General features: G+C 47.5%; 16 protein-coding genes. 5 read left to right on the top strand and 11 right to left on the bottom strand.

Annotated features, from left to right (window positions below):
- Window positions 1–538 precede the first annotated feature (538 nt).
- From VJY99_RS14460 to VJY99_RS14475, 5 genes are all read left to right on the top strand, one after another.
- Window positions 539–1,957 (top strand): MFS transporter, encoded by a 1,419-nt coding sequence (locus tag VJY99_RS14460; protein ID WP_324119653.1) that lies wholly within the window; start codon window positions 539–541, stop codon window positions 1,955–1,957.
- Between the two features lie 28 nt (window positions 1,958–1,985).
- On the top strand, window positions 1,986–3,290 hold the full coding sequence (locus VJY99_RS14465; RefSeq protein WP_324119655.1) for a glycoside hydrolase family 28 protein: 1,305 nt from the start codon (window positions 1,986–1,988) through the stop codon (window positions 3,288–3,290).
- Window positions 3,291–3,924: 634 nt separating this feature from the next.
- Window positions 3,925–4,131 carry a hypothetical protein gene (locus VJY99_RS19705; RefSeq protein WP_422653023.1) on the top strand — a complete coding sequence of 69 codons (207 nt, stop codon included), beginning with the start codon at window positions 3,925–3,927 and terminating at the stop codon, window positions 4,129–4,131.
- The gene (gene pykF, locus VJY99_RS14470) at window positions 4,128–5,540 is read left to right on the top strand and encodes a pyruvate kinase PykF (protein ID WP_324119657.1); all 1,413 of its coding nucleotides are present in this window, start codon (window positions 4,128–4,130) and stop codon (window positions 5,538–5,540) included. Before VJY99_RS19705 ends, pykF begins: the two co-directional genes overlap by 4 nt.
- A 307-nt stretch (window positions 5,541–5,847) precedes the next feature.
- Window positions 5,848–6,084 (top strand): major outer membrane lipoprotein, encoded by a 237-nt coding sequence (locus VJY99_RS14475; RefSeq protein WP_324119659.1) that lies wholly within the window; start codon window positions 5,848–5,850, stop codon window positions 6,082–6,084.
- Window positions 6,085–6,161: 77 nt separating this feature from the next.
- Here VJY99_RS14475 and ldtE read toward each other — a convergent pair whose 3' ends face one another.
- From ldtE to nudI, 11 genes are all read right to left on the bottom strand, one after another.
- Window positions 6,162–7,211, bottom strand: a complete 1,050-nt coding sequence (ldtE, locus tag VJY99_RS14480) for a L,D-transpeptidase LdtE (RefSeq protein ID WP_324119661.1) — start codon at window positions 7,209–7,211, stop codon at window positions 6,162–6,164.
- 100 nt (window positions 7,212–7,311) lie between these two features.
- Window positions 7,312–7,728, bottom strand: a complete 417-nt coding sequence (gene sufE / locus VJY99_RS14485; RefSeq protein ID WP_324119663.1) for a cysteine desulfuration protein SufE — start codon at window positions 7,726–7,728, stop codon at window positions 7,312–7,314.
- Between the two features lie 13 nt (window positions 7,729–7,741).
- Window positions 7,742–8,962: a cysteine desulfurase SufS gene (sufS, locus tag VJY99_RS14490; RefSeq protein WP_324119664.1), complete on the bottom strand. Its 1,221-nt coding sequence runs from the start codon at window positions 8,960–8,962 to the stop codon at window positions 7,742–7,744.
- A complete protein-coding gene (gene sufD / locus VJY99_RS14495) occupies window positions 8,959–10,239 on the bottom strand; it encodes a Fe-S cluster assembly protein SufD (RefSeq protein WP_324119666.1) in 1,281 nt (426 codons plus the stop codon). The genes sufS and sufD overlap by 4 nt, the downstream gene beginning before the upstream one ends.
- Entirely contained in the window at window positions 10,214–10,960 is a 747-nt protein-coding gene (gene sufC, locus VJY99_RS14500; RefSeq protein WP_324119668.1) for a Fe-S cluster assembly ATPase SufC, read from the bottom strand. The genes sufD and sufC overlap by 26 nt, the downstream gene beginning before the upstream one ends.
- A gap of 154 nt (window positions 10,961–11,114) precedes the next feature.
- Window positions 11,115–12,599, bottom strand: coding sequence for a Fe-S cluster assembly protein SufB (gene sufB / locus VJY99_RS14505; protein ID WP_324119670.1), 1,485 nt, complete (start codon window positions 12,597–12,599; stop codon window positions 11,115–11,117).
- 8 nt (window positions 12,600–12,607) lie between these two features.
- The gene (gene sufA / locus VJY99_RS14510) at window positions 12,608–12,976 is read right to left on the bottom strand and encodes a Fe-S cluster assembly scaffold SufA (RefSeq protein WP_324119672.1); all 369 of its coding nucleotides are present in this window, start codon (window positions 12,974–12,976) and stop codon (window positions 12,608–12,610) included.
- A gap of 326 nt (window positions 12,977–13,302) precedes the next feature.
- Complete coding sequence (locus tag VJY99_RS14515; RefSeq protein WP_324119674.1) at window positions 13,303–13,803, bottom strand: heme-binding protein; 501 nt, start codon at window positions 13,801–13,803, stop codon at window positions 13,303–13,305.
- A 101-nt stretch (window positions 13,804–13,904) separates the two neighbouring features.
- Window positions 13,905–14,519 carry a response regulator transcription factor gene (locus VJY99_RS14520; RefSeq protein ID WP_324119676.1) on the bottom strand — a complete coding sequence of 205 codons (615 nt, stop codon included), beginning with the start codon at window positions 14,517–14,519 and terminating at the stop codon, window positions 13,905–13,907.
- Window positions 14,519–15,832 carry a sensor histidine kinase gene (locus VJY99_RS14525; protein WP_324119677.1) on the bottom strand — a complete coding sequence of 438 codons (1,314 nt, stop codon included), beginning with the start codon at window positions 15,830–15,832 and terminating at the stop codon, window positions 14,519–14,521. Before VJY99_RS14525 ends, VJY99_RS14520 begins: the two co-directional genes overlap by 1 nt.
- A gap of 34 nt (window positions 15,833–15,866) precedes the next feature.
- On the bottom strand, window positions 15,867–16,292 hold the full coding sequence (gene nudI / locus VJY99_RS14530; RefSeq protein WP_324119679.1) for a nucleoside triphosphatase NudI: 426 nt from the start codon (window positions 16,290–16,292) through the stop codon (window positions 15,867–15,869).
- Window positions 16,293–16,842 lie beyond the last annotated feature (550 nt).

Consider the following 16,842-nt stretch of genomic DNA (forward strand, 5'->3'; position numbering starts at 1 on the left):
GTTGGATTGTTTTTGAGAAACAAATGAAATAGTGGTGTTATACTAATGAACATAAACGCCAATCAATAAAAAATCATTCACATAACATTGACTAAACATCAACCAGTATGACATTGCAAATTAAAACCAAACTTCTTATCAATTTGTAATTTAATATTTCCTCGATTGATAACTTAACCAAAGAATAACGTCTCGCGACTAATTCATTGATTGCCATCACTTGATTAAGTGATAAATCCATCCTTTAAAAACAACATAATAAATATTTAATTATAAATTTTTGGTAAACCACCATCCTTTATTTACATGTAACTGAATATGTATATTTGACAGACTCAGATCAATGATGTGAATAAAATCACAATTATTAGAGTAATTATCTTCACATTTTGTTTATGTGACAGTGAACAAAAAAAAATCATGTCATACCAATTATTCTAACTCCCACTGACATGTATGACACCAATGAAAACTGGTCTGAAAATCACATGCATTATTCATAATGCATATTACATGAGAATTAAAGAGGGTTTGCTCGATGAGTTCCAACGTTTTGATTGATGAGAAAATAAAAACAGGGCAAATAAAGCCTTTTGGAATGAGAGATAAAATGGGTTACCTGTGTGGTGATTTAGGTACCTGTTTTATTTTAGGCCTTGTTAATAGCTTCTTAATGATCTATTACACCAATGTCCTTGGCGTTTCAGGGATGATCGTAGGGTCATTATATTTCGGAACAAAACTCTTTGATGCATTTGTTGATGTAACTGTCGGTCGCATGTGTGACACGTCAAAACTGACCGCTACTGGTCGATTTAATCCCTGGATTCGGAGAATGAAGTATCCATTCTGTGCAATTGCGGTGGTATTATTTCTTCCGTTTGCACAAGAACTCTCCTATACAGGTAAAATAATTTATATCTGTGCTTCGTATTTTTTATACGGCGCCCTTTTATCGACCATTAACATTCCTTATGGCGCGATGTCAGCGGCTATCAGTTCTAATCCAGATGATCGTGTGTCCCTCTCCACATACAGAAGTGTTGGCTCTGCAATCGGTGGTGGGGCAACAGGGTTCTTTATCCCTATCTTGATGTACAAAACTCTCGTTGATGGCAGCCAGGTTATTTCTGGGCAGCATTTCTTCTGGATAGCCATTGGTTGTGCATGCCTTGCTTTCATCTTCCTGACACTGACATGCAAATTAACAACCGAACGCGTTCGTGTTGAAGCGAAAGATAGCGTGCCTCTTGCACAGTTGGTCAAAGGTCTGCTGAGAAATAAAGCGCTCATCGTTCTGGTGGTGGTCGACCTGCTGATTGTGATCAACCAGGGCTTATCCGGAACCAACATGACTTACCTGTTCAACGATTACTTCCATGATAAACAGGCTATGTCCATCGCACTATTGTTCACCTTTGGTTCTTTGGTGTTACTGGCTCCTTCTGCATCTTTTTTGACAAAAAGATTTGGTAAGAAAGAGGCCAGCGTTTGTGCACTGATGTTTTCAGTCGTCATGTATGTGATTATGTATTTTTGCCACATCACAGATCCTAAGATCTATTTGGTTCTCCTGTTCCTGGCCACACTGGGCGCGGGTCTGTTCAACCTGATGATCTGGGCATTCATGACAGATGTCTGTGACTATCATCAGTATGTCACCGGTACTCGTGAAGACGGCACCGTTTACGGGGTAAATTTCTTCGCCAGAAAGATAGGACAAGCATGTGCGGGAGGGATAGCTGGATTCATGTTGGCATTAATTAACTACCAGTCTTCTTCTACTGGTGGAACAATGCAAAGCCTTGATGTTCAAGAAAGTATTTATACCATGGCAAATCTTCTTCCGGCATTTTGCTTATTTGCCTCAGCAATCATATTGATTTATTTCTATCCACTGAATAAAAAGACAACACTGGATATGGAAAAAACGTTGAATAAGATCAACGGCATTTAATAAATTAACCTATTAAGAGATTTTTAGCATGACAACTCAACTTGATATCAGAGATTTTGGTGCAATTGGAAACGGGATCAAAAAAGATACCCATGCTATTCAGGAAGCTATCAATCAGGGAGCAGAAGAAGGGGTTTCTGTATTTATCTCCAAAGGAACTTATTTAGTGGGTGCCCTCTTTTTAAAAGAAGGTAGCAAATTGAAATTTGAGGAGGGAGCCACTCTCCTGGGTTCAAAAGATCTTGCTGATTATCCAGAAATTGAAACCCGTGTGGCCGGCGTTGAAATGCTTTGGCCTGCGGCAATTTTGAATGCAATCTCTGCTAATAATGTTGAAATTTCAGGTGCGGGTCTCATTGATGGGCAAGGCCAACACTGGTGGGATATTTATTGTGGTGCAGATAAAAACAGCGGTTTACGTGTCGACTACGATGCGAAAGGCCTGCGTTGGATAGCCGACTATCTTGTTAAGCGTCCACGCTCCTGCTTGATTTATGAAGCTGAAAACATCAAGGTTTCTGATATTACTTTTGAGCGCGCTGGTTTTTGGAATTTGCAAATCACTTATGCGAATAATGTGTTGGTTCAAAATGTAAAAATTAGTGATAACCACGGGCCAAGCACCGATGGCATAGACATTGACTCCTCGACAAACGTTCGTGTTACTGGATGCGAAGCCTCGTGTGGTGATGATTGCATCGTTATCAAATCGGGTCGCGATGGTGATGGTTTCCGGGTTGGCAGAATATCCGAAAACATTGAAATCGATAATTGCAAAATCAAGTCTGGCTACGGTATTACGCTGGGTAGTGAAGTCAGTGGCGGTATTCGTGGTGTTCATATTCATGATATCGAATTTGAAAACACAGATTGCGGATTTAGAATGAAATCATCCAAAGAACGTGGTGGTTTTATCGAAGATGTCATTATTGAAAATTTACATATGAAGAATGTCCAATTCCCATTCTCATGGATAATGGACTGGCATAATTCGTACAATAGGAAACTTTTTGAGAATATTGAGCAGTTGCCAGAAATGTGGCAGGCCGTTGCCTTGCAAATACCTGAAAATATGCAAATGACTAAGGTCAGGAATATTAGTATATCTAATGTTAAAGCCACCTTAGATCCAGGCTATGCATTACCTGCGAGAGCATTTGATCTGGTCGCTTTTCCAGAAAAACCGATGGAGAACATTCGATTCAGCCAATGCAGCATTGAGGCAAAAGAGTTTGGCCGCATCGTTGCCGTTAATGGCCTGAAATTTAATGATGTCACCATCTCCATTGCGGGTGAAAACGATTATTCAAATGATACATTTGACAATCGATAACCCTGCTTAAGTTAATTATCATCCTGGCAACACCAGGCCCCTGTAACAAAGCAGAAGTTTAGAATCACCTGGGGTGCCCCTGAGCCCGTAGACAAATCTGGCCTCTATGTTGAGCATAAGAACTGTCCATCGGCTCGGGAGCACTCCACATGGGAAAGTAGTCGTTATCGGTGTTATCACACGATAACGCAGTATTTCACCCTTATTATTCCGCGCTGAATCATGAAGTGCCATCCTCTCTTTCGAGCATAAAAAACTGTCCGTCACCCTAATATTATGGTTATGAACCGCGCTTTGAATAGCACAGGTTGAAATGCCGCTTCCTAATACCAGTAATTAACGCAAGCAATCTGCATTCAAAAAATATCATATTCCGCATAAAAAAATTTTAAGTCACCATTCATATTGATTACTTATGATAGAGCACGTGCCGCGTTTTGTTGGTTACTAGCCCATTACCGAGTACTGAACATCTCTCTTTTTTCTTTCTTGATCTCGGTAATATTTCATTAACGCATTGATAACACTTCGGTGTATTTCTGCGCATTACGATTTTGAAACAGTGTTTTTAATTCCTTTCGGCGCAAGTTACCTCTATAATATGTAAAGTCCTGACTTGAATGGTTTCAGCGCATTGAACTGTCTTACTACATTAGAAAGCAATCCACATCACCGACAGGCTGAACCGCAAGCACACTTTCCTCTGCACGCTTTATTTCTGTCACCTATCCTTACCGGGTGGCACTTGATCAATACCAGCTTTAGTTTGCGCTCCGGCGCCCGTATCGACCGGAACCGAATTTTCACAATCCTTCTCAACTCACAGATAAGACTGTCATGAAAAAGACTAAAATTGTTTGCACCATCGGTCCAAAAACCGAATCCGAAGAAATGCTGAGCAAAATGCTTGATGCTGGCATGAACGTAATGCGTCTGAACTTCTCCCACGGTGACTACGAAGAACACGGTCAGCGTATCAAGAACCTGCGCAACGTCGTCGCTACAACTGGTAAAAAAGCAGCAATTCTGCTGGACACCAAAGGTCCTGAAATCCGTACCATCAAACTGGAAGGCGGAAACGACGTTTCTCTGAAAGCGGGCCAGACCTTCACTTTCACTACTGACAAAACTGTTGTAGGTAACAGCGATATCGTTGCTGTGACTTATGAAGGTTTCACCAGCGACCTGAGCGTGGGCAACACTGTACTGGTCGACGATGGTCTGATCGGTATGGAAGTGACTGCGATCGAAGGCAAAAACGTTGTTTGTAAAGTACTGAACAACGGCGACCTGGGCGAAAACAAAGGCGTTAACCTGCCAGGTGTTTCCATCGCGCTGCCAGCTCTGGCTGAAAAAGACAAACAAGATTTGATCTTCGGTTGCGAACAAGGTGTTGACTTCGTTGCAGCATCTTTCATTCGTAAACGTTCTGACGTCGTTGAAATTCGTGAGCATTTAAAAGCTCACGGCGGCGAAAACATTCAGATCATCTCTAAAATCGAAAACCAGGAAGGCCTGAACAACTTCGACGAAATCCTCGAAGCTTCTGACGGCATCATGGTTGCTCGTGGTGACTTGGGCGTTGAAATCCCAGTTGAAGAAGTTATCTTTGCTCAGAAGATGATGATTGAGAAATGTGTTCGCGCACGTAAAGTTGTTATCACTGCAACTCAGATGCTCGACTCCATGATCAAAAACCCACGCCCTACCCGTGCAGAAGCGGGTGACGTTGCTAACGCCATCATCGACGGCACTGACGCAGTAATGCTGTCTGGTGAGTCTGCTAAAGGTAAATACCCACTGGAAGCTGTGACCATCATGGCGACCATCTGTGAGCGTACTGACCGCGTGATGACCAGCCGTCTGGATAACAACAATGACAGCCGTAAACTGCGTATTACTGAAGCAGTTTGCCGCGGTGCAGTTGAAACTGCAGAAAACCTGGAAGCACCTGTTGTTGTTGTGGCAACTCAGGGCGGTAAATCAGCTAAAGCTGTGCGTAAATACTTCCCTAACGCAACGATTCTGGCTCTGACCACCAATGAAGTGACTGCGCGTCAGTTAGTTCTGAGCAAAGGTGTGATTCCTCAGTTGGTTAAAGAAATCGCGTCTACTGATGATTTCTATCGTTTGGGTAAAGAAGTTGCGCTGGAAAGCGGCCTGGCTCGCAAAGGCGACATCGTAGTGATGGTTTCTGGTGCTTTAGTACCAAGCGGCACAACCAACACTGCATCTGTTCACGTTCTGTAAATTTGCTGTGAACGAATAATTTGCTCAAAAAGCGCCCTCGGGCGCTTTTTTTATTCGGTAAAGTAGCCAATTCGAATCAAAAAGCAAATCGGTTTGCTCTCTTTAAGTCAAATTTTACTAAGACGAATCCGATTAAAATCCTCTGTTTTTTCTATTTTTTTTAGGTTTTGGCCCCGGTTCGGTGTTTCTTTGAGCGAACGATCAACTTTAAGTGCATTCCCATCAAAAATTTATTCTCAAGATAAAAAACTTTGTGTAATACTTGTAACGCTACATGGAGATTAACTCAATCTAGAGGGTATTAATAATGAATCGTACTAAACTGGTACTGGGCGCGGTAATCCTGGCTTCTACTATGCTGGCAGGTTGTTCTTCTAACGCTAAAATTGATCAACTGTCTTCTGACGTTCAGACTCTGAACGCTAAAGTTGATCAGCTGAGCAACGACGTGAACGCAATGCGTTCTGACGTTCAAGCTGCTAAAGACGACGCAGCACGCGCTAACCAGCGTCTGGACAACCAAGCTAGCCATTACAAAAAGTAATAGCTTCTTGATGTAAAATGGCGCACATTGTGCGCCATTTTTTTTGCCTCAATATCTCCCCTACACTCAGAAGCTCTCTAATTCATCACCACGCTGTTCTGCCCACTTACCAAACTCCCACTACTATTTGTTATCGGTCGACTGCCTGTGGTCGTCCTGACGCTTTGTATCGGGGTAATATTCACGGGTTGTGATGGAACACCCTGCGGTGCATTAACCAGTACCGGATAACCCGCTCGTCTTGCGATAGCACTATCCACCTGCGCCCTATCGCTCATTGGGTTGTCGATAAACGAACCGAACGATGCTGAAATCGCAATAGGTACAGTCTGTGGGTTTTCCCAATCGTTACGCGACAGCGGCTGATGCACTTCAACATAGCGCCGGCCATCAGGCTCAATGCTAAATTTGATCGGCTCATTGATGATTTGCACCCTGGTGCCCCAGGCCGCCTGACTAAACACCGACTTAATGTCTGGCGCACGCATACGCATGCAACCCGAACTCACACGCAAACCAATGCTATTACGCGCATTGGTGCCGTGAATCAGGTATTCACCACCACCCTGCTCAAGACGCAGTGCGTAGCGTCCTAACGGGTTGTTTGGCCCGGCTGGCACCATCGCAGGCAGCGTTATGCCTTGCGCTGCGGAACGTGCGCGGATGTTTGCCGTTGGCGTCCAGGTCGGATTAGGGATTTTCTGGCTGATGCGTGTCACCATCACGGGTGTTTCTCGTCCAAGCTGACCAATACCGAGCGGATAAACCTCAACTCGATTCTGCCCTGGCGGATAAAAATACAATCGCAGCTCAGCAAGATTGATAACAATACCTTCGCGCGGTGCATCCGGTAGGATCATTTGCGACGGTATGGTTAATTCAGTACCAGGTTTAGGTAAGTAGGGATCAACGGTATTGTTTGCCTCAATCAACAGTAACACGCCGGTATTATATTTCGCGGCCACTGCCTCAAGGTTTTTACCGTCATTCGGAACAAAGTAGCTTTGGTTTTGGCCTATTATCCGGCTGCCCGGAGGGGGTAATAAATAGTCAACAGCCCATGCTGACTGGCTGGCCGCCAGAGTACTTATCAAAATTAATGTTATTTGAGAGAACGCGCTCTTCATACTGGATTCCTGTATTCACCGGTGAAACGCCGGAATGCTGAAAGCGGTACGAGGTAATAAAATTACCTCGCGTTAACAGGATGAAAGCTGTTCTTTGAGTTTAGCTAAGATTGGTAGCTTTGGTGCGGATTGCGCGGATCATTGCTTCAAGCCCTTGCGAGCGAGAGGGTGTAAGGTGCTGAGCCAACTCCAGTTTCTCAAACCACGGGCGAACATCAAACGCAACAATATCCTGCGCTGTCATCTGCTGATACAGAATAAACACGATAGCAATCAGCCCCTTAACTATCGCAGCATCACTATCGCCCTCAAGTATCATCACGCCATCAGGCTGTTGATGCATCACAATCCACACCTGGCTCTGGCAGCCCTGAATAGCATTTTCCGCTACGTGCTCACTCTCGGGAAGCGCCGGAAGCCTCCCGCCAAGCTCAATGATGTAGAGATACTTATCTTCCCAGTTGCTGCACCGACTGAAATTTTTCAGTAACTTTTCTTTATCAGGCATGGTGGCCATGGCTTTCTCCCTGTTAGCCCAGCAGACGATGGATACGCTGTAATCCTGTCACCAGACGATCCACCTCTTCTTCAGTGTTATACATAGCGAACGAAGCACGACACATTGCCGGAACCTGATAGAACGCCATTAACGGCATCGCGCAATGGTGCCCGGTACGAACCGCAACGCCATAGTTATCGAGGAAACTCCCCACGTCATAGGCGTGATGTTTGCCCAAATTAAACGCGATAACCCCGAGGCGTTGCTCCGGGCCATAAATTGTCAGGTCTGGAACCGCGCTAAGCGCCTGCTGTGCGTACCGCATCAGCGATTGCTCATACTCGCTGACCTCAGTCAAATTTAGGCTCTCGACATAGCGCAACGCGGCACCCAGCCCGATGATGCCTGCGGTATTGGGTGTACCCGCCTCAAAGCGCCATGGCGCAGCGGCGTAGGTGGTGCCTTCGGTCAGGCTAACGCTTGCGATCATCGACCCGCCCCCTTCCCACGGTGGCATGTTTTGCAAGATTTCTTCACGCGCATACAGTACGCCAATACCGGTCGGGCCATAAATTTTGTGGCCGGAGAACAAATAGAAATCGCAACCTAACGCTTGTACGTCGATTGCGTGGTGCATGATGGCCTGTGCACCATCCACCAGCACTTTCACCCCAGCCTGATGGGCAAGCGCAATCATTTCCTGCACGGGGTTTTCAGTGCCCAACACATTTGAAACTTGGGTAATGGCCAGCAATTTGGTGTGTTCGTCAATCAGCGTCGGGAATACGTCCAACTGCAGCGTACCGTCCTGATTCAGCGGGATCACGCGCAGTGTCGCGCCTGTATGCTCGCAGAGAATTTGCCACGGCACGATATTGGCGTGGTGTTCCATGGTGGAAATAATAATGTTATCTCCAGCACGGATATTGGCGCGCCCCCAACTATTAGCGACCAGGTTAATGCCTTCGGTGGTGCCGCGAACAAAAACAATTTCTTCCGGCGATCGCGCATTAATAAAACGCGAAACCTGGTTACGCACGTTTTCCATTAACTGTGTCGCTTCCGCGCTCAGTGTATGGATGCCGCGATGCACCGCCGCATAACCATGGCTGTAAAAATCCAGCTCAGCGTCGATGACGGCTTGCGGTTTTTGTGCGCTGGCGGCGCTGTCTAAATAGACCAGCGGTTGCCCGTTAACTTCCCGACTCAGGATAGGAAAATCAGCCCGCACCCGCTCTATGGAAAAACTCATGCTTCGCCCCCTGCAAGGCGCTGGCCAATCCGCGCCAGCACCTGCTGTTTTAATGCCTCGTCACGAATGCTTTCCGTAAGCTCAGCGGCAAAGGCAAAAATAATCATCTGAAGTGCAGCCTGCTCTTTAATCCCGCGTGAACGCAGGTAGAACATCTGTTCATCGTCAATGCGGCCAATTGTGGCACCGTGGCTGCATTTCACGTCGTCGGCATAAATTTCCAGCTGCGGTTTGGTGTCCACTTCAGCAAGGCGCCCCAGCAACAGGTTGTTGTTGGTCATCTGGCCGTCGGTTTTAATCGCATACTTCGCCACGTTAATCATGCCGTTAAACACCGCACGTCCTTTGTCACGCACGATAGTTTTATGCAGTTGTCGGCTATTACAGTAACCCTTGTTATGTTCAAGCCAGGTTCGGGTATCGCAGACTTCGTTATTCACCGGCAGCGCCAGGCTGTTCATGCGGAGCGTGGTGTTTTCACCGTTGAGCTGGGTGCTGGTGTTATGGCGTAACACCGCTGCTCCTAGCAGGAAACTGTTCGTGTCAACGGTAGCATCCTGGCCGATAAGTAAATCGTTATGGGCGAAGTGATAACTTTGCGCGTTTTCAAACGCCAGTTTGGCATGGTGAAAATGACAGTTTGCAGCCACATCCGCCGTAAAACGCGCGCCAGTAAAATGAGCGTGCTCATCAAGACTAACGTAATGCTCGATGACGGTTGCGCGAGCCCCTTCGCCCAGCGACAAGTGGTGGCGATAATGCGCAGTATTCATCTCACCCTGACCACTGCCACGACTGACGTGCATGAGCAACAACGGTTTGGCGGGGCTATGATTGCGGGCCACGCGAATGTGCGTCACCGTCTCAGCAAGGCTTTCAGTGAGATGCAAGAACACTTCGCCCTGCACGGCCGCAGGCAACGATTCACGCTTGGTATCAATGGTGATGTCGAACCCGCTGTGGGTCAGGTCATCGCTCAGATCAACGCTAAATCGCCCATCAACAAACACCAGACGCCACGCGTCCAACGGTAAAGCCCGCGTGTCGCGTTCAATTTCGCTCAACGCTTCCGACGCAGGCAAAACAAACTGGTTATTGAGCAGCCCTTCAAGCGGCGTGTATTTCCAGCTTTCGTGCTTGCGCGTTGGCAGCCCCAGGCGCAGCATTTGCTGCATATGTTCCTGGGCTTCTTTGCTACGCGTTTCACTCTGGGTTTCAAACAGGTGATGCCACTGTTGCAGAGCGTTGCCGTTACTGCTGTTCGGTAAGCCAGCCATAACCCTGCTCCTCCAGTTGTTTCACCAGACTGAAATCTCCTGATTTCACGATCCTGCCTTGATAAAGCACATGTACAAAATCAGGTTTGATGTAGTCCAAAATACGCTGATAGTGCGTGACGATGACAAATGAACGGTTGCCATCGCGCAGCGAGTTCACCCCATCAGCGACAATTTTCAGCGCATCAATGTCCAGCCCCGAATCTGATTCATCCAGAATGCAAAGTTCGGGTTCGAGAACCGCCATTTGCAGAATATCGTTGCGCTTTTTCTCACCGCCGGAGAAACCCACGTTCACCGAACGGCTCAGTAAATCTTCCGGCATTTTCAGCAATTTGATTTTTTCTTCCATCAAATCCTGGAAATCGAAACGGTCGAGTGGTTCCTGGCCTCGATATTCACGCACCGCATTCAGCGCGGTTTGCAGGAAGAACTGATTACTGACGCCCGGAATTTCTACCGGATACTGGAAGGCCATGAAAATGCCTTCTCCGGCGCGGTCTTCCGGCGATAACTCCAGCAAATCTTTGCCTTTAAAATGCACCTGTCCGCCAGTGACTTCGTAGTCTTCTCGACCGGCAAGCGTTGCAGAAAGCGTACTTTTCCCAGAGCCGTTCGGCCCCATAATGGCGTGAACTTCGCCCGGTTTTATTTCAAGGCTTAAGCCACGCAGGATCTCTTTGTCCTCAACACTCACCTGTAAATCTTTAATGCTCAGCATACTTTCTCCTGAAGCCTGGTCCATCAGGCGTAATTGTTGCCGTCAGTTTGGCCAGGAACAGCGCGCAAGACCCGGAGCGTACACGTAGTACGTGAGGATTCTGAGCACTGCTCCGGGTCAAAATGACAAATAAAATAGCCTGCTGGTCCAGGCTTTATCCGACGCTGTGTTCGAGGCTGATAGCTAATAATTTTTGTGCTTCCACCGCGAATTCGAGCGGCAACTCCGAGAACACGTCTTTACAGAATCCATTGACGATCATTGAAATCGCATCGTCCTGCGGTATTCCGCGTTGCAAGCAGTAGAACAACTGGTCTTCCCCAATACGCGAGGTCGTCGCTTCATGTTCAAGCTGGGCAGTATTATTGCGACATTCGACATACGGGAAGGTATGCGCACCGCTGTTTGGCCCAATAAGCATGGAATCGCACTGAGTGAAGTTACGGGCGTTGGTCGCGGTCGGCATGATTTTCACCAGTCCCCGATAACTGTTCTGGCTATGCCCGGCGGAGATCCCTTTCGAGATAATCGTCGAGCGGGTGTTTTTGCCGATGTGGATCATCTTAGTGCCGGTATCAGCCTGCTGATGCCCAGCCGTCAACGCGACGGAGAAAAACTCGCCAATGGAGTTATCGCCGCGCAGAATCACGCTCGGGTATTTCCAGGTGATCGCTGAACCCGTTTCTGACTGCGTCCAGGACATCTTGCTGTTCGCCCCTTCGCACAACGCACGCTTGGTCACGAAGTTGAGGATACCGCCGGTAGTACCGTCGCCGGGGAACCAGTTTTGCACTGTGGAATATTTCACTTCGGCATCTTTATGAATGATGACTTCCACAACGGCGGCGTGCAGTTGATAGCTGTCGCGCACCGGAGCGGAACACCCTTCGATATAGCTCACGTAACTGCCTTCGTCGGCAATTAAAATGGTGCGTTCAAACTGGCCGGTTTTCTCGGCATTAATGCGGAAATAGGTCGAAAGCTCCATCGGGCAGCGCACGCCTTTTGGCACGTAAATAAAGGTGCCATCGGAGGCCACCGCTGCATTCAGTGCCGCAAAGAAGTTGTCGTTACTCGGCACCACAGTGCCGAGATATTTTTGCACCAGCTCAGGGAATTCATGAATCGCCTCGCCAAACGAGCAGAAAATAATGCCCTGCCCGGAGAGTTTTTCACGGTAAGTGGTGGCGACCGATACAGAGTCAAAAATCGCATCCATAGCAATATTCGAGCCTTCGCGCACCGGAACACCGAGCTGTTTAAACGCTTCTTCTACTTCACCCGTCAAATAAGCGTTGCTGCCTGGCTGCTGGACAGCACCAGGTTGCGATTCGCAGTTATCATCACAGTTGCCACACGACGGTGCGGAGTAATAGCTGTAATCCTGATAGTTGAGTTTTTCGTAATGTGCCTTCAGCCAGTGCGGTTCCTCCATCTCAAGCCAGGCACGAAAAGCGCTCAGGCGAAACTCCAGCATCCATTCAGGCTCATTACGACGTGCAGAGATCGCCCGCACCACATCTTCGTTGATGCCTTTTGCCAGTTCGTCAGTTTTGAGCTGAGTGAAAAAGCCTTCTTTGTAGTGATGGCTGCCCGCCCAGGTTTGCACTTCTTCAGACGTTTCAGTATTACGTGACATAATCCCGCCTACACCCCAAAGCTTTCACCACAACCGCATTCGTGTTGTGCTTTCGGGTTGTTGAATTTGAAAATTTCGTTTAATCCTTCACGCACATAATCGACTTCCGTCCCGTCGATAAATGGCATCGCAGATAGCGGTACCCACAGCTTCGCGCCGTCGGTTTCAAAAAGGAGATCGTCAGGTTTCGGCTCTTTTACGGTATCGAGCACGTAGCCAAACCCCGCGCAACCTGTCTGTTTAATCCCCAGACGAACGCCGAGAAAGTCTGGCTGCTGGCTTGCCAGCTTGCGAATATGTGAGCACGCATCAGGGGTTAACGTCAGTCCCTTCCAGGCAAATTCACTGGGATCGAAGCTACCGGTTTGCACATCCATAGTTCACCTCTTAATGTTTTGGCGCCTAAAGGCCTACACCCCATGTTAATGATAACTATTATCAATACAACATCCTGATAACAAGGGTATTCAGAAATTGCTTCATTTTTAGGCGTCTTTACTAAGGATAGACCCTACTGAAACTCTTGCAGGTGGTGAAATGAGCTATTTAAGTCACTGAAACAAAGGGGATTAGGCTTCTGATAGAAAGCTTAGGTGATAGAAAGTAAAAGATGTATAGAGAATACCAATTATTACGAAAGGCAGGAGTCGATGAAAAGAACGCAGGCTGGGGAAACCTGCGTCATAACGAATCTGGATGGAGATCAGGAAGCATTCAGCAGCGATTTGCTGGCTTCAAGAGCATCAACCGCACACTGCTGATCCAAATGGCCGCCTGGCGCACCGCCAATACCAATAGCGCCGATGGTCTGGTTATCGACTTTCACGGGGACGCCACCACCCAATAATAGGAAACCTGGGATATCACGCAGGTTTTGTGCACCGGCGTTATCTTGTGAGTTTTTCATAACATCGCCAGTAGTATTTTTAGTTGTCAGCGCGGTATACGCCTTCATGCGGCTGGCTTCAACAGTATGTGGACCTGCGTTATCCATACGTTTTACGATTTTCACCACACCAGCCCTGTCCACAACCGTCACCGCGACGTTATAGTTTTTGGCACCACAGGCCTGAATAGCGCTTTGAGCGAGTTTATCGGCAAACTCGAGTGAGAGGTTCTTTTCAGTCAGAACATTGCTGGCAAAAGCGGGCATTGCGACAGTGCTACCCAACAGGGCAGCGGCGATCAGGATAGATTTTTTCATGGTTTTGTCCCTCAACTCAGTGTGATTAATTTACAAGAGTTAAGGTAACCAGGCGTAGTAAGCAAAACCATTCGGGCGAATACCTAGCAAACCAGGTAATTTTACCTGGTATCTTTCAGACCACCGTAGATTTTTATCAGCTTCGCCAACGAGTTAATTTCAAGACGCGCAAACAAACTGGCGCGATGGGCTTCGACGGTCCGTGGAGATAACGAGAGATCTCGTGCCATCTCTTTGTTCGACTTGCCTAACATGATAAGCGCCATCACTTCCTGCTCCCGGAGTGTCAGTGTGGCCAATTTCGCCTGCAAATCTGCCTGACTTTCACGTTGCTGCTGGTTCAGCTTTTGTTGTTCAAGTGCCGCCCCTACGGTCTCAATCAGCAAATCCGCATCAATGGGTTTGGTGAGAAATTCAAACGCACCGTTTTTAAATGCGCGACGGCACAAATCGATGCTGCCGTGACCCGTCATCATAATGACGGGCAAGGTGCTACCCATTTGTTCCCAGTTCTCGAGTAGCGTAATGCCGGACTTTCCCGGCATCCGAATATCCAGCAGCAAGCAACCGTTGAGACGAGTTAGATCAGACTCAACATCCTGAAAGTTTTGCACACTATCATAGGCTTGTGTTTCCCAGCCCATGGTCGCGAGAAGCGCAGTTAACGAAAAGCGTATCGCTTCATCGTCATCAATGAGAAAGATGCGTTGCGCCATCATGCCTCCGGTTTAATAAGGGGAAATATCAGCGTAAAGCACGCCCCACCCGTGGAACTATTTTCCGCCTGAATACTGCCGTTATAGCGCTGAACCAGCGTTTCGGTCAGCGCCATACCAAGACCCAGCCCCTCTTTTTTGGTTGTAAAGAATGGCATAAATACCTGTTGTAATGCCTGTTCACTCAGTCCTGGTCCGCCGTCTGTGACGGTCAAAATGATATGGCTCGCGGTTTGGCTGGCGCTAATTGCGACCCACGCTTTATCTGTTTGCTGCTGCGCCTGAATGGCGTTATTGAGTAGATTATGGAATATCTGCTCAATAACCAATGGGGAAGCCATCAGCGAAGGCAAAGACTCAGGGATTTTATTGATGATACTGATTTTGCCACGATCGATTTCATTGCCCAGCAACATCACGACTCTTGCCCAAACCTGACGTAAACCCACCGGCTGCAATGGCTGTTCATCACTGTGTAGTTTTTCGCGAAATGCTAACAGCAAACTGCTAATGCGCTTGGTTTGCACCACTGCCGCATCCAGCAACGGCTCCGCCTTTTGCGCTTGTTGCTGTTTAATCAGACGTTGCGCGGTTTGTGAGTAACTGAGGATGGCGGTGAGTGGCTGATTAAGCTCATGAACCATCCCCGCAGCAATCTCCCCCATCGTATTCAAGCGCGCCAGTTCTGAAAAATGGGCGCGTAAATCGGCGATATTGCGCTGGCGTTTTGTTACCTGGTACTGATTATAAAAATAGATGGCAACCGCCCAGAATAGACCCGACAGGATAATTAAAAACCAGGGCAGCGTTCGCCAGTCAGGGTTATTGGTCACCGCCAAATTTAACGGCTGCGACGGGCTGGGAATGTTTTTCTCCCAGCGCCACCACTCTTTATCCCCGGGTTGTCCCTGCGTCAGAAGCGGCGTTCCTTGCCAGCTCAGGCTAAAGTGGCGGAATTTCTGCGTCCGCACGAAGTCAGCCAGCAAGGTGGGTAAATCAATTAGCAAAGAACCTTGCGGTGAATTTATCCAGTAAGTACCGGCACGCGCAGGGTTGATATCCGGGCGCGGCGGCTCATGTGGCTTGGTTTGCCAGCGCAGAATATAGGGGAACTTTTGCTGCACCACGGCAGGGTCGCTGCTGTTCGAAAGTAACGCCAGAATCACATCGTTTTGTGCAAGCTTTACCGTGATATCACGATACAAAATACGGAACTCCGTGCTTTGTTCCTCATATTGCTGGTGGAGCGCGTAAATAACCACACCACCGCCAGACAGTGCAGTGAGAATCAGCCAAATGAGAGCTTTGAGCATCGCGTTCCTTAATTCGGAAAGTGTTAAGCGGGGATCACACCCACCCTTTCTTATTAAAGGTGATTCGGGTCGCTTCGTTCAAATCATAGTTGCCGAGTTCAGCATGTTTAACCCAGGCGACGTCTTGAAACTCTTCATTAAAAGTCACCTGCCGGTTGGCGCTGATGCAGTCAAACAACAGATAAATCATATAGATTTCTTCTTTCGACCCGTCTGCATAGGTTTTCACCCGCACATCGTCAGCAAAGGTCCAGGGTTTAACGCTGGTTATCTGTAGTTCAGTGCCCAACTCTTCTGCGATCTCACGCAGCAAGGCTTGTTCCATTTGTTCACCCGGCTCCATTCCGCCGCCGGATAACGCCCAAAGACCGGGAAAAACACCGCGATCGTCCGCCATCTTACACAGCAGTACTTCGCCATTATTTTCAATAATTGGGCAAACGATAACTCTCTGACGCATTGGATTTCCTTATGTTTTATGACCGCCGTATGACCTTAACAGATTACTCAATTTGCTTAGAAAAATATTTTGCGAGGCACTTTCCAGTATCCCAAAAGTAAAGTGTTTGCGCCTGGCGGATGACACTAAAGTCGCCTTTGTCCGGCCACAATAAAATTCAATACTCATTTGCACTGGTCGTACAAAGTACGAAAAATGACTTGGAATTCGTACGGAGTACGCATACTATCCACTACAAGGAAAAGGTCAGAAAATGGAATATTTCGAATTTATCGAAACACCTACTTTCTTTCGCAAGCGTGAACGCTTGTTAGATGACGACACTTATCGCGAACTGCAGGAATATCTGCTCTGCCGCCACTTCGACGGCAACATCATCAGAAATACCGGCGGGTGTAAAAAACTGAGGTGGTGTCGACCGGGTATTGGTAAACGAGCGGGTGTGAGAGTCATCTATTACACCGTCACACGCAGCGGCAAAATTTACCTCCTCACGCTCTATGCAAAAAATGTGAAAGATGATCTGAATGAATGCGAAAAAGCATTTCTT

This window comes from Buttiauxella sp. (genome assembly GCF_035271705.1).
Classification (GTDB): Bacteria; Pseudomonadota; Gammaproteobacteria; order Enterobacterales; family Enterobacteriaceae; genus Buttiauxella.